Genomic DNA, 14,488 nt, shown 5'->3' with positions numbered 1-14,488 from the left:
TATATCGACCCCATTCTTACAGTTGCTCTATTTTTAGAGTAGCTCTAGCATTGTGGCATGTGCGGAATCACCGGATGGGTCTCCTTTCAGCGAGACTTCTCGACAGCAACCACCGAAACCCTCGACGCGATGACGGCCACCATGGCGTGCCGCGGACCCGACGACAGCGGCGTCTGGATCGCGCCGCACGCAGCCCTCGGCCACCGCAGACTGGCCGTCATCGACTTGGCGGGCGGCACCCAGCCGATGACCATCGACACGCCGGAAGGCGTTGTCGCCATGGTCTATTCGGGTGAGACCTACAACTTCCGCGAATTGCGGTCCGAACTGCGCGCCCGCGGCCACCGGTGCACCACCGAGTCCGACACCGAGGTCGTACTCCGGGCATACCTGGAATGGGGCGCGGCCTTCGCTGAGCGACTGAACGGCATGTACGCGTTCGCCATCTGGGACGCACGCACCGAGCAGCTGGTCATGGTGCGGGATCGGCTGGGCATCAAACCCTTTTACTACTACCCCACCGACGACGGCCTGCTGTTCGGCTCCGAGCCCAAAGCCATCCTGGCAAATCCATTGGCCGACAAGCGGATCGGGCTGGATGGCCTGCGCGAGTTGTTCACCACGATCGCCCGCCCGGAGCAGGCGTTCTGGACAGGAATGCAGCAGGTGCCGCCGGGCACGGTGCTGACCGTCGGCCGCGACGGCATCCGCAGCACCACCTACTGGTCGCTGCACACCATGGAGCACCGCGACGATCGCGCGACAACAGTGCGTACCGTCCGCGAGCTGCTGGAGGATACCGTTGCCCGGCAGCTGATTTCGGACGTCCCGCGATGCGTCCTGCTGTCCGGCGGACTGGACTCTTCCGCACTCACCGCCCTCGCCGCGCGGCACCTGCGCGACTCCGGCGAGCGGCTGCGCAGCTTCAGTGTCGAATTCCAGAACCAGCAGCGGGATTTCGTGCCCGACGAGTGGCGGATCACCCTGGACGCGCCCTTCGCCCGCGCCGTCGCCGATCATGTCGGCTCCGAGCATCGCGACATCGTGCTCGACGGCGCCGCCCTGTCCGATCCGGCGGTCCGTGCCGCCGTGGTCACGGCCCGCGACGTCCCCACGGGCTTCGGCGACAGCGAGGCGTCGCTCTACCTGTTGTTCAAGGCGATCCGCGAACACTCGACCGTCGCGCTGTCCGGCGAGTCCGCCGATGAGCTCTTCGGCGGTTATCGCTGGTTCTCCGAGGCCGCGGCGCACGGGATGTCGACGTTCCCGTGGCTGTCGGTGCTACCGCAGGCGTTCGTGCAGCGCACCAGGCTGCTCGATCCCGACCTGACCGCCGCGCTCGATCTCGACACCTATCTCGCGGACAGCTTCGCGGACGCTGCCGCCGAGGTCACCGGGCTGGACGGCGAGAGCGAGCTGGAGTTCCGGATGCGGCAGGCCTCATACCTGCACCTCACCCGCTTCCTGCGCACCATGCTCGACCGCAAGGACCGGATGAGCATGGCGGTCGGCCTCGAAGTCCGCGTGCCCTACTGCGACCACCGCCTGGTCGAGTACGTCTACAACGCGCCGTGGTCGCTGAAATCCTTCGACGGGCGGGAGAAGAGCCTGCTGCGTGCGGCCGCCGCCGATATCCTGCCGCGCTCGGTCGTCGAACGCGTCAAGAGCCACTATCCGATCACCAAGGATGTGGCCTACACCGAGTCGGTGCGCGCCCAGGCGAGCGATCTCCTTGCCACCCAGCAACATCCGGTCTTCCAGCTGTACGACTACGACGCCGTCACCAAGGCCGTCGATCGCCCCGCCGACCAGTTGATCGAGCCCGACCGCTTCGATCTCGAACAGCTGCTCGACTTCGCGATCTGGTTGGACCGTTACGCACCGTCCTTCACCTAGCCGGGCCGCCCGGCCGCCAACCCGCGCAACACAATGGCGAGGCCGCCGCGGAACTCGTCGTCCACCGACATCTTTCGGGCCTGCGCGGCGGTCGCGGTCAGCGTCGGGTACTCCTCGGGCGACAGTTGCGCGATGGCCGTGGTCGCGGGGGCATTGATCGACGCGTAGTGCTCGTTCTCCAAGGACCCGAGCAGGAACGCGACCAGCGTGCGCTGCGCGATCACCCGATCGGCCCCCTCGAACCCACCTTCGGTGAGCACCGCCAGCATGGCCTCCATCCAGCGCAGGGTGGCGGTCGAGTTCTTCCGATGCCGCAGCACCAGCGGCACCGTCGCGGGGTGCGCGGAGATGGCCGCCCGCATCCGCTCGAGCAAGGTGGTCAGGCGGTCGCGCCAGTGCGATTCGGCCGGGGTCGAGACGTCGATCCCGGCGAGCACCTCGTCGACGACCAGGATCTCCAGTTCCTCCCGGTCGGACACGTAGCGGTACAACGCCATGGTGGCCATCCGCAGTTCTTTCGCCACGGCCCGCATGGTGAGCGCGGACAGCCCGTCGCGGTCGATGACCGCGAGCGCGGCGACGCCGAGATCGGACTTCGTCAGCGAACGAGGACGTGGCATGGGTTGACAGCGTACAAGCCACGGGCATACTGGACGTAGGCGTACAAGGTACGCCTACGAAAGGAAGCGCTCATGTCTTTACCGACCTCTGTCTCCCCTCGGGTACTGACCACCATCTCCGACACACCCGTGCCCATCCCTGACCCAGATCGCCTGATACACCTGCAATTCCGCCGATTCGCCGGTTGCCCCGTCTGCAATCTGCACCTGCGTTCGATCGTCGCGCGCCGGGCCGAGATCGCGGCCGCCAACATTCACGAGGTGGTCGTATTCCATTCCAGCGCAGCAGAATTACGTAAGTACACCGAGAACATCCCGCTCGATCTGATCGCCGACCCCACCCGCGAGCTGTACCGCGAGTTCGGTGTCGAATCGTCGCCGCGTGCACTACTCGACCCGCGCGGCTGGCCCACCATTCTGCGCGGCGTCGCACACGCCGCTCTTTCCACGCTCCGCAAAAAGCAACCCGCTCCCCCGACCAAGCCGGAGGGTGGCAACCTCGGCCTCCCCGCCGACTTCCTCATCGCGCCGGACGGTCGCGTCCTCGCGGCCAAACACGGCGTGCACGTCGACGATCAATGGTCGGTCGACGAACTGCTCGCGTTGGCGCCTGTGTCGGAGCACCGCCGTTGACCATCGCCCAAAAGCCCGCTCTGGCACGGGCATCCGCGCTGTGCTTCGGCGGCCTGCTGGCCGGTGCGTTCGGCTACGGCGCCGTGAACGTCCTCTACGCGTTCCGCAAGGTCCCGCTCGACGTCCGCTTCACCTTCCACACCGCCCTGATGTCGGTGAACGGCCTGGTCATGCAGTCACTCATGGGCCTCACCATCCTCAGCTGCCTGGTCCTGGCATTCCGGACCACCGGCCGCGACCGCCTGCTCGCCGGAACGGCTGCGGCACTGGCCGTTTCCGCGTTCCTGATCACCCGGCTCGGCAACATACCGATCAACCAGCACATCAAGGTGTGGGCGGTGAGCGGCCCGCCGGCCGACTACGCCGAGATCCTCGCCCGCTGGGAGGCCTTCCACTTCGCCCGCACCACCTGTGCCCTACTGGCCTTCCTCCTGATCGTCACCCTCACCCTCGCCCCAGCGAAAAGAGCACTCCCATGATGACCGTCGAACTGTTCGTCGCCGACGAACAGCTGACCAGCGACCGGAAACACGAACTCGCCGAGCGGATCCTGCGGGACCTGACCACCGAACCGGCGGCACCCGACTCGGTAATGGCGAAAGTCCGCGAACTCACCCACGTACTCGTGCGCACACCCGAGACCTGGGCGACCGGCGGCCCGAGCATCGCCGAAGCACCGCGCTACCTGGTACTCCTCACGGTTCCGGGCGCATGGAGCAACACCAGCGAATTCGGCGACCACGTCATCCCGCTGATCACCCGCGCCATCGCCGAGACCGAACCCGACCCCACCCGCCTCACCCGAGACCCGCACTGCCTGGTCCAGATCATCGGCCTGCGCGAGCACAACATCGGCACCCTAGGCCGAAAAACCACCATCGCCGACCTCACCAAACTGATGACCGACGACTACCGAGCGACCGCCACCCCGGCCGAGGCCCCCGAAGGCCACGCCATCGACCCCGTCTGCGGCATGCCGGTCGAACTGGCCACCGCCCGGATCACCCTGCCCCACAACGGCACCGACTACGCCTTCTGCGCCCCGGTGTGCCGCAAGGTATTCGCCGAGGACAACGCGGTGGACCTCGCGCACTGACCACTCACTCCGGCCGGCTCCGCCGGTCCTGAGCAGATGCTCGGGACCGGCGGATTGCCTTGTGCCGGTGACTACTCCGCGATCACGATCTTGATCTCGGCGTCCGCCGCGTCGGTCGCGTCACCCGGGGTGACGAACCAGTGGCTGACCTCACCGGCGCTGAGGTCGGCGGGGATGTCGCCGGTCGGCAGGACCGAGAGGGCGCCCGCGGTGGCGGAGGCCAGGAACTCGAGCATGGCCGCGCGGCCGGAGGGGGCCGTGGTGTACGTGGTCGACTCGTAGTCGATGCCGTACTCCTCGCGGACGTGTTCGGCCTGGGCCAGCGCCTCGGTCTGGGTGACCGCGAGCACGCCGTCCCCGGCCGGCACGACGAAGGCCGGGTGGTCCTCGCCGAGCGGGCGGACCCGGTCGGCGTAGGAGACCGGGTGCGACGGTGCTGCGACCAGGTCGGCCTGCATCCGCGGCTCGGACGGGACCAGCCACTGGATCGGACTGTCCGGCACCGGGTTCGGCGTGATGCCGAAGGTGGCTCCGGCGCCGGCCATCTCGTCGGCGGACAGATCGCCGGCGAACAGCAGTGCCGCACCGGCCTTCTGCACCGCCCAGGCCGCGATCACCGCGTCCAGCGAACGCGGCAGCGCCACCGCGACGATGTCGCCCGGCCCCGCACCGCGATCGATGAGCACCCGCGCCAACTGCGAGGAGCGTCGATCCAGTACGTGGTAAGCGATTTCGTCGCCGTCGGCGAGCAGCGCGGGCGCCTCCGGATCCTCCTCGACCACCTCGGCGAGCACCTTGGCGACCGTGTGCGCACCGACCCGGCCCACCGGTTCCGGCGTGGCAACCGTTGCCGTGATGCCGGATTCGGCGAGCAGGCGAGCCCGCTCACCGGCATCGAGGATGTCGATGTCGCCGACCAGCCCGTCCGGATCGCCGAGCAGCGCCTCCAGCACCCGGATCAACCGCGCGGACATGATCTCCACCTCGTCCGCGCTGAACCGGCTGCCCAGATACTTCAGCGTCAGCTCGATCGTCGACTCGGCGGTCACCAGCAGCGTCAGCGGGTAGTGGGTGGCGTCGTTGACGCCGACACCGGTCACCGACATGCCGTCGATGGAGCTGGCGGCCGAGATGGCCTCCTTGTCCATCGGATACGACTCGAACACCAGCAGCGTGTCGAACAGCGATCCGGTGCCCGCCACCCGCTGGATGTCGGTGAGCCCCACGTAGTGGTGCTCGAGCAGGTCCGCTTGATCGTGCTGCAACCGCTCCAGCAGCTTGCCGATGGTCTGGCGGTCGTCGATGCGCAGCCGCACCGGCAGCGTGTTGATGAACAGACCGACCATCGACTCGACCCCGGGCAGTTCGGCGGGCCGCCCGGAGACGGTGGCGCCGAACACCACGTCACCGCGGCCGGTGAGCCGTCCGAGCAGGATGCCCCAGGCCGCCTGCACCAGTGTGTTCACCGTGACGCCCAATTCGGCGGCGTGCTTGGTGAGCCTGCGCGTCCGGTCGGCGTCGAGTTCGGTGATCTGCTTGCCGATCTCGTACTGCTCGGCCGAACGCGGTTGCGGCGCAAGCAGTGTCGGCTCGGACACGCCGTCGAGCGCGGTCGCCCACGCCCGCAGCGAGGCTTCGCGGTCGCGCCCGGCCAGCCAGCCGAGGAAGTTGCGGTACGAGGCCACCCGCGGCAGCGCGGACGCATCGCCGCGAACCGCGTAGAGCACCAGCAGATCCCGCATCAGCAACGGCATCGACCAGCCATCCAACAGGATGTGGTGCGTGGTGATCGCCAAGTGCCACTGGCTTTCCGCACTGCGGAACAAGGTGAACCGCAGCAGCGGCGGCACCGCCATGTCGAAGTGCGTCGCCTGATCAGCCGCGACCTGCCTGCGCAGTTCCGCGGTCCGCTGCTCGGCGGGCAGGTCGGTGAGATCCACCTCGCGCCACGGCGCTTCGATCCGATCCAGCACGACCTGCACGGCCTGCCCGTCGGAGTCGGTGACGAACGCGGTGCGCAGGTTCGGGTAGCGGTCGATGATGCCCTGCGCCGCCGCGTGCAACCGCTCGACGTCCAGCGCGCCGCCGAGGTCCACCACGGCCTGCATGGTGTACACGTCGACCGTCGCCTGGGTCATCATCGCGTGGAACAGCAGACCGGACTGCAACGGCGAGAGCGGCCACACCTCGGCCAGCGCCGGGTAGTTCCGTTCCCACAGTTCGATATCGGTCTGACCGACCCGCACCAGCGACATGTCGGACGGGGTGAGGCCACCCGCGTCCGGCCTGCGCGCGTGCGTGGCCAGCGCGGTGAGCGCGGCGACCCAGTGGTCGGCGAACTCCTGCACCTGTTCCCTGGTCAGCAACCCGGTCGGGAAGGCGAACGCGGCACCGAGTTCCGGACCGTCCGCACCGTCGGTGACGATCGCGTTGATGTCGATCGTCGCGTTGGCGGGCATGTCGAGATCCATGTCGCCGTCGAGCTGACCGAGGTCCGACACCGGCACCCAGCCGATCTCGGCGAGCTGCTCCGGGATCTCCCCGGCCGACATCCGGCCCAGATAGTTGAAGCTGATCTGGCCTGCGGCACCGAGCCGCTGACCGGTTGCCTGGTTCAGGTAGCGCAGCAGGCCGTAGCCGAGGCCCTTGTCCGGCACACCGAGCAGCTGCTCCTTGATCGACTTCACGACCTCGCCGAGCGCGGCGCCACCGGCGAACGCATCGGACAGATCGGCGTCGCCGAGGTCGAGCCGGACCGGGTAGGCCGTGGTGAACCAGCCGACGGTGCGCGAAAGATCCGCGCCCGGAACAACTTCCTCTTCACGACCGTGACCCTCGAGCTTGACCAGGGCCGCCGAACCGGTGCCACGCCAGCGCGCGACCGCCATGGCCAGCGCGGACAGCAGCCCGTCGTTCACGCCGCCGCGGTAGAGGCCGGGGATCGCGGTGAGCACCGCGTCGGTGACCTCGGCGGGCAGCGTGACCTCGACCCGCTCGACCGTGGCGAACGTATCGACCGCGGGGTCGAACGGCCGCGACCCGATCAGCGGATCCGGGGTCGTCGAAACCTGCTGCCAGAACGGCAGTTCCGCGACCCGCGCGGGCGAGGCCGCGGCCTCCACCAGGCTGTGCGCCCAGCGCCGCATCGAGGTGCCGTTGGCGGGCAGCGCGACCTGCTGACCGGCGGCCAGCTGCGACCACGCGACCGCGAAGTCCGGAATCAGGATGCGCCAGGACACGCCGTCGACCACGAAGTGGTGCGCGACGATGAGCAGCACGTCGCGCCGCTCGCCCTCGAAGGCGAACCAGATGAACTGCGCCATCACGGCATTCGCCGGATCCAACCGGCCGAGCGCGGCATCGAACGCCGCGCTGCCGACCCGCTTCAGCTCCGCGTCGTCGACGTCGGCGGCGAGATCGACCCGATGCACCAAGGCAGCCACGTCGACCGCGCCGGGCGCCAGCGCCTCGAACGCCCACTGATCGTCGGTGCGGCGCAACCTCGTCCGCAGCACGTCGTGGTGGTCGAACACCGCGGCGATGGTCCCGACCAGCGTCGTCCGGTCGATGCCGTCCGGCAGGCGCAGCGCCATCGTCTGCGAGAAGCGTTCGTAGGACGAGCCACTCGCCAGGATCTGCGTCATGATCGGCGTCAGCGGGATCTCGCCGACACCCCCGCCGGGCAGCTCCTCCAGCTTCACCTGCTCCGAACCCGCACCGAGGGTGGCGATTTCGGCGAGCGAGGCCACACTGCGCCGCTCGAACACGTCGCGCGGGGAGAACACCACGCCGCGCGCCTTGGCCCGCGAGACCAGCTGGATGGACAGGATGCTGTCGCCGCCGAGCGCGAAGAACGAGTCGTCCAGGCCGATCTGCTCGACCCCGAGCACCTCGGCGAACACCTCGGCGATGACCGCCTCGACCTCGCTGGCCGGTGCCCGGAACTCGCGCGGCGCGAGCACCGGCTCGGGCAGCGCCTTGCGATCGAGCTTGCCGACCGGGGTCAGCGGGATCTCGTCGAGCACCATGATCGCCGAGGGCACCATGTGCGGCGGCAGACTCCGCGCGGCATGCTCGTTGAGCCGGGCCGTGTCGATCTCATGGCCGGGCACCGCGAGCACATAGGACACCAGAATCGTGGCGCCCGCCGCGGTCTGCTTGCCCAGCGTGATCGAGAACTCGACGTCCTCGTGCGCAGCCAGCACGGTGTCGATCTCGCCGAGCTCGATGCGGAAGCCGCGGATCTTCACCTGGAAGTCCGAGCGGCCGACGTAGTCCAGCTCCCAGCGCACCTCGGGCACCGCGGCGTTACCCGCGCGCTCGCCCGGCTCGGCGAACCAGCGCACCACGTCACCGGTGCGGTACATCCGCGCGCCCTCGTTGCTCCACGGGTTGGCGACGAACCGTTCCGCGGTCAGGTCGGGGCGGTTGTGGTAGCCACGCGCCACCGCGCCACCGGCGAGGTAGAGCTCACCGGCGACCCCCGGCGGCACCGGGTTGAGGCGCGCGTCGAGCACCAGCGCGGACATGCCGCGCACCGGCAGACCGATGGTGACGTGCCGTCCCGGGGTGAGGCTGGCGTAGGACGAGATGATCGTCGTCTCGGTCGGGCCGTAGGCGTTGAAGTACTTCCGGCCCGGGTACCACTTGGCCAGCAGTTCCGGCGTGGTGACATCGCCACCGACGGAGACGACCTCGAGCGCGTCCAGGTCCGCCGGGTCCACCGTGCCGAGCACGGCGGGAGTGATGATCGTGTGCGTCACCCGCTCGGTGCGCAGCAGCTCCGCCAGATCCGGGCCACCGATGATGGTCGACGGCACGATCACCAGCGTGGCGCCGGTGTAGGCGGCACACAGCCATTCGAGCACCGACGGGTCGAAGCTCGGCGAGCAGATGTGCAGGAAGCGGTGGTGCGCCTCGAGCTGGTACAGATCGGTGGCGACACCGACCAGGCCACCCATGCCCGCGTGGGTCACCGTGACGCCCTTGGGCATACCCGTCGAACCCGACGTGTAGATGACGTACACGGGGTGCCGCATCGCCAGCGAGGAGATGCGGTCCGCGTCGGTCACCGACTCCGGCGACTTCGCCTCGATCTGCTCGTCCAGCGCGGAGTCGTCGAGCCGCAGCCATTCGACGTCGCGCGGCAGCCGATCCACGTACTCGCTCGCGGTGATACCGATGACCGCGCCGGAGTCGTTGATCATGTGCCGCATGCGGTCTTCGGGGTAGGTCGGGTCGACCGGCACGTGCGCGCCGCCCGCCTTCGCCACCGCCCAGAACGCCGCGACCATCTCGTAGGAACGCGGGAACGACAGCGCCACAATGCGTTCCGGACCGACACCACGGTCGATCAGTACCCGCGCCAACCGCGACGAGTACTCGTCGAGCTCGCGGTAGGTGATCGAACGACCCAGGTAGCGGACCGCGATCTGGTCCGGGTTCAGCTGCGCGCCGCGCTGCAGCAGATCCGGCAGCAGCCCGGTGGCCATCACGTCTTCGCCGTGCACGTGCGTCAGCAAGTCGTACTCGGCCTCGTCGAGCAGCGGAAGATCACCGATCGGCGTTTCGCGGTCGCCGGCGATCGCGTCGAGCAGCCTGGTGAAGCGCTGCGCGAAGACCTCGACGGTCGCGTCGTCGAACAGATCACGGGCGAAGGAGAACTCGGCGTACATGCCCGCGCTGTCGGCGGCCGGAGCCTCCCGGATCGTCAGCGACAGATCGAACTTCGCCGTCTCGACGTCGAAATCGACCGCGCCCACATGCAATCCGGGCAGTTCGAAGCTGGTCTCCGGCAGGTTCTCGAACGACAGCGCCACCTGGAACAGCGGGTGCCGCGCGGTCGAGCGCTCCGGGCTGAGCAGCTCGACCAGCCGCTCGAACGGCAGATCGGCATGCGCGAACGCCTGCAGGTCCGCGTCCTTCGTCCTGGCGAGCAACTGGCCGAAGGTGAGGTCGCCCTCCACGTGCGAACGCAGCACCAGCGTGTTGACGAACATGCCGATCACGTCGTCGAGCTCGGCCTCGCCACGACCGGCCACCGGCGTACCGATGGCGATGTCGTCGGTGCCCGACATCCGCGCCAGGAACAGCGCGAGCGCGGCGTGCACCAGCATGAACATCGTCGCGTTCTGCTCGCGGGCCACCTCGGTGAGCCGTCGGTGCAGCTCGCCGTCGATCGGGAACACCACCCGGCCACCGGCGAACGACTGGGTCGTCGGCCTGGTCCGGTCGGCAGGCAGGTTGAGCTCGTCGGGCAGCCCGGCCAGCGTGCTGCGCCAGTACTCGGCCTGCTGCGAGATCAGGCTCTCCGGATCGGTCTCGGAGCCGAGCACATCGCGCTGCCACAAGCTGAAGTCGGCGTACTGCACCGGCAGCGGCGCCCAGCCCGGCGGCACGCCGGCCGAGCGGGCCGCGTACGCCAGCATCACATCGCGGGTCAGCGGGCCCATCGACCAGCCGTCGGCGCTGATGTGGTGCACGACGAACACGAGCACGTAGTCACCGTCGTGGATCCGGAACAGCTTGGCACGCAACGGGATTTCCGCGGTGACATCGAACCCGGCCGTGATGACGTCGATGATCCGCTGCTGAATGTCTTCGACCGCAACGTTTTCCGGCGTCAGATCCGGCACCGACTGTTCGGCGGGCAGGATCACCTGGCTGGCCGCGCGACCCTGCTCCGGGTACACCGTGCGCAGCGTCTCGTGCCTGGCGATGACATCCCCGACGGCCGCTTGCAGCGCGGCGACGTCGAGTTCACCGGTGAGCCGCACCGCGACCGGGATGTTGTTGACCGCGGAGGCGGTGTCGAACTGGTTCAGGAACCACATGCGCTGCTGTGCCAGCGACAGCGGAATCTGTTCTGGACGCTGGCCCGCCACGAGGGCGCGGCGGCCACCGGCACCGGCGTGCTGCTCGACCTTCACGGCCAGACCGGACACGGTGGACGCCTCGAACAGCGCGCGCACCGGCACCCGAGCGTCGAGCGCGGCACCGATCCGTGCGGCGACCTGGGTCGCCAGCAGCGAGTTACCACCGAGGCCGAAGAAGTCATCGTCGGCGCCGACGCGCTCGACACCGAGCACCTCGGCATACACCGAAGCCACGATCTCCTCGATCGGCGTGGACGGAGCACGGAAGACCTGAGCCTCGAACTCCGGCTCCGGCAACGCTTTCCGATCCAACTTGCCGTTCACATTGAGCGGCAACGCATCCAGCACCACGAACGCCGACGGCACCATGTACGACGGCAAACCCTCGATGAGTGCCGACTTCACCTGCGCCACATCGACATCACCGTCGGACGGCACCAAGTAGGCAACCAGACGATCACCGGTCTTGGGATCGGACTTGGCGACCACCGCGGCCTGCGCGATCTCCGGCAACGCCAGCAGCGCCGCCTCGATCTCACCCAACTCGATCCGGAAACCACGAATCTTCACCTGGAAGTCGGTACGACCCCGGTACTCCAGCTCACCAGAGGCATTCCACGCCACCAGGTCACCGGTGCGGTACATCCGCTCACCGGTCTGGAACGGGTTGGCCACGAACCGATCCGACGTCAGATCCGCGCGGCCGAAGTAACCACGCGCGAGCTGCGCACCAGCGAGGTACAGCTCACCCGCGACACCGTCCGGCACCGGCTGCAGCCGCGAATCCAGCACGTAGACCTGGCTGTTCCATTCGGGCAGGCCGATGGACACCGAGGTCTCGTCCGCCCTGGTCACCCGATGGCTGGTGATCGACACCGCGGCCTCGGTCGGGCCGTACAGGTTGAACAGCTCGGTGCGGGAGTGCTCACGCACGAACCGCTGCGCCAGCGCGCCCGGCAGCGCCTCACCGATCGCCAGCACCCGCCACAGCGAGTTCGGGAAATCGCCTGCGGTGAGCGCGTCGAGCATGGAGGGAACTACGTGCAGCGTGGTGACCCACTCACGAGCCATCAACTCGTTCAAATACGCCGGATCCTGATGACCATCAGGCGCGGCAATCACCAAACGACCACCACACACCGCCGCAGACCAGAACTCCCACACCGAAAGATCGAACGTCGCAGCCGTCTTCAGCAGAATCGCATCCGCCGCATCCAACCCGAACTCAGTGACCTTCCACTGCAACTGATTCGCAATCGCCGCATGCGAAACCGCCACACCCTTCGGACGACCCGTCGAACCCGACGTAAAGATCACATACGCGGTATTCGCCGGACGCAACGGCGCAACCCGATCGGCATCGGTGATCGGCGCCTTGTCCACCTCGGCCAGGTCCAGCTCATCGATCCGCACCAAAGGTGCTACCGGGGTATCGAACTCGGCCTCGGCGTTGGTCAGCACACACACCGGTGCCGCCGTTTCCAAGATGTAGCTCGTGCGCTCCGCAGCCTGCGCGGGATCCACCGGCACGTAGGCGCCACCGGACTTCGCGACGGCGTACATCGCCACGATCAGATCCACCGAGCGCCGGAATGCCAGCGCCACCCGCGACTCCGGACCGACACCGATCGAGATCAGATGCCGCGCAAGACGATTCACCCGAGCATCGAGGTCGGCATAGGTGATCGACGCACCGTCCGCGGTGACCAGCGCGACTTCCTTCGGCCCGGCGGCCACCGAGGCATCCAGCAGCGACACCAGCGTCGCCGCCGAATCCACCGCGTACTCGGTCGCGTTGCGGCCGCTCACCAGCTGGGTGCGCTCCGCGGCGTCGAGCAGTTCGATGTCGCCCACCGCGGTGCGCGGCGCGGCGACGATCTCTCCGAGCAGACGCGCGAACCGATCGACGAAGCCCTGCACCGTGTCCCGATCGAACATGTCGGTCGCGTAGGTGAAGAAGCCGGTGATGCCCTCGGGATCACCCGAGTCGCCGTAGCGGTCGGTCGCGATCAGGTGCAGATCGAACTGGGACAGCGCGGTGTCGATGTCGAGCCCGGACACCGTGAGGCCCGGCAGTTCCAGCCCTGCCTGCGCCAGGTTCTGGAACGACAGACCCACCTGGAACAGCGGATGCCGCGCGGTGGAGCGGACCGGGTTGAGCACCTCGACGAGGCGCTCGAACGGCACGTCGGCATTGGCGAAGGCCTGGATGTCGATCTCGCGTTGCCTGGCAAGCAGTTCGGTGAACGGCTCCCCGGCGTCGACCCTGGTGCGGAACACCAGCGTATTGACGAACATGCCGATCAGGTCGTCCAGGACGGCCTCGCCACGGCCCGCCATCGGCGTGCCGATCGCGATGTCGTCGGTGCCGGACAGCCGAGCCAGCAGCACCGCGAGCGCGGTGTGCACGACCATGAACAGCGTCGCGCCCTCGGTCCGGGCCAGCTCGATCAACGCCTGATGCGTCGCGGCGTCGACGTGCAGCTCGACCTTGCCACCGGCGAAGGACTGCACCGCGGGGCGCGGCCGATCCGACGGCAGATCCAGCTGATCCGGCAGGTCCGCCAGCGCCTGGCGCCAGTAGGCGACCTGCTTGGCCGCCAGCGACTCCTGGTCGTCCTCGCTGCCGAGCAGCTCGCGCTGCCAGATGCTGTAGTCGGCGTACTGCACCTCGAGCGGCGCCCAGTTCGGGGCCTCGCCCGCCGACCGCGCGGCGTAGGCGATCATCAGGTCGCGGGTCAGCGGGCCGACCGACGAACCGTCACCGGAGATGTGGTGCACGACCATCGCCAGGACGTATTCGACGTCCGGGGCGGGAGCGGAGCCTGCGGAGCGACCCGACGACTCGGCCGCGGATTCCTTCGATTCCCCGGCGATCTGGAACAGCGCGACCTTCATCGGCACCTCGGTGGTGACGTCGAACATCGTCGAAGTCAGTGCCACCACAGCGGATTCGATCTGCGCGGGGGCGACCACGCGCACTTCCAGCCGCGGCACGGCCTGCGCGGGCGGCAGGATCACCTGCACCGGACCGCCGTCGGTCTGCGGGTAGATGGTGCGCAGGATCTCGTGCCTGCTCACCAGGTCCGCGATCGCGGCCCGCAGTGCGGCGACATCGAGCGCGCCGGTGAGCCGCACCGCGATCGGCACGTTGTACGCCGCCGACTGGGTGTCGAACCGGTTCAGGAACCACATGCGCTGCTGCGCGAGCGACAGCGGAATGTGTTCCGGGCGTGGGCCTGCCGTCAGCGCCTTGCGGCCACCGGCGTCGGCGTGCTGCTCGACCCGGACCGCCAGCGCGGCGACGGTCGAGGCCTCGAACATCAACCGGACCGGCACCCGCGTGTTCAGCGCCTCGCCGAGGCGGG

6 protein-coding genes are annotated in these 14,488 nt (G+C 68.4%); 4 read left to right on the top strand and 2 right to left on the bottom strand.

Annotation, left to right across the window (positions count from 1 at the left end; genetic code table 11):
- Positions 1 to 57: 57 nt before the first annotated feature.
- On the top strand, positions 58 to 1,896 hold the full coding sequence (asnB, locus tag NN4_RS39590) for an asparagine synthase (glutamine-hydrolyzing) (protein ID WP_147142149.1): 1,839 nt from the start codon (positions 58 to 60) through the stop codon (positions 1,894 to 1,896).
- Here the strand turns inward: asnB and NN4_RS39585 are convergent.
- The gene (locus NN4_RS39585; RefSeq protein ID WP_147142145.1) at positions 1,893 to 2,516 is read right to left on the bottom strand and encodes a TetR/AcrR family transcriptional regulator; all 624 of its coding nucleotides are present in this window, start codon (positions 2,514 to 2,516) and stop codon (positions 1,893 to 1,895) included. The two genes, asnB and NN4_RS39585, sit on opposite strands and share 4 nt — an antisense overlap.
- A 72-nt stretch (positions 2,517 to 2,588) precedes the next feature.
- Between NN4_RS39585 and NN4_RS39580 the strand changes: the two genes are divergently transcribed.
- From NN4_RS39580 to NN4_RS39570, 3 genes are read left to right on the top strand one after another with little or no spacing between them, the layout of a single operon-like run.
- The gene (locus NN4_RS39580) at positions 2,589 to 3,149 is read left to right on the top strand and encodes a peroxiredoxin-like family protein (protein WP_147142143.1); all 561 of its coding nucleotides are present in this window, start codon (positions 2,589 to 2,591) and stop codon (positions 3,147 to 3,149) included.
- The gene (locus NN4_RS39575) at positions 3,146 to 3,628 is read left to right on the top strand and encodes an anthrone oxygenase family protein (protein WP_246181336.1); all 483 of its coding nucleotides are present in this window, start codon (positions 3,146 to 3,148) and stop codon (positions 3,626 to 3,628) included. Before NN4_RS39580 ends, NN4_RS39575 begins: the two co-directional genes overlap by 4 nt.
- Positions 3,625 to 4,245, top strand: a complete 621-nt coding sequence (locus NN4_RS39570) for a YHS domain-containing protein (protein WP_147142138.1) — start codon at positions 3,625 to 3,627, stop codon at positions 4,243 to 4,245. Before NN4_RS39575 ends, NN4_RS39570 begins: the two co-directional genes overlap by 4 nt.
- Before the next feature lie 71 nt (positions 4,246 to 4,316).
- Here NN4_RS39570 and NN4_RS39565 read toward each other — a convergent pair.
- Positions 4,317 to 14,488 (bottom strand): non-ribosomal peptide synthetase (locus NN4_RS39565; protein WP_147142133.1); only part of this gene is annotated, 10,172 nt, incomplete at its 5' end.

This window comes from Nocardia ninae NBRC 108245 (assembly GCF_007990755.1).
Classification (GTDB): Bacteria; Actinomycetota; Actinomycetes; order Mycobacteriales; family Mycobacteriaceae; genus Nocardia; species Nocardia ninae.
This window is presented reverse-complemented; position numbering and strand designations above follow the sequence as displayed.

What these genes read in the sequence shown, in the direction of transcription:
- asnB (WP_147142149.1), top strand. Translation starts at nt 58, where the DNA reads ATGTGCGGAATCACCGGATGGGTCTCCTTTCAGCGAGACTTCTCGACA.
- NN4_RS39585 (WP_147142145.1), bottom strand. Translation starts at nt 2,516, where the DNA reads ATGCCACGTCCTCGTTCGCTGACGAAGTCCGATCTCGGCGTCGCCGCG.
- NN4_RS39580 (WP_147142143.1), top strand. Translation starts at nt 2,589, where the DNA reads ATGTCTTTACCGACCTCTGTCTCCCCTCGGGTACTGACCACCATCTCC.
- NN4_RS39570 (WP_147142138.1), top strand. Translation starts at nt 3,625, where the DNA reads ATGATGACCGTCGAACTGTTCGTCGCCGACGAACAGCTGACCAGCGAC.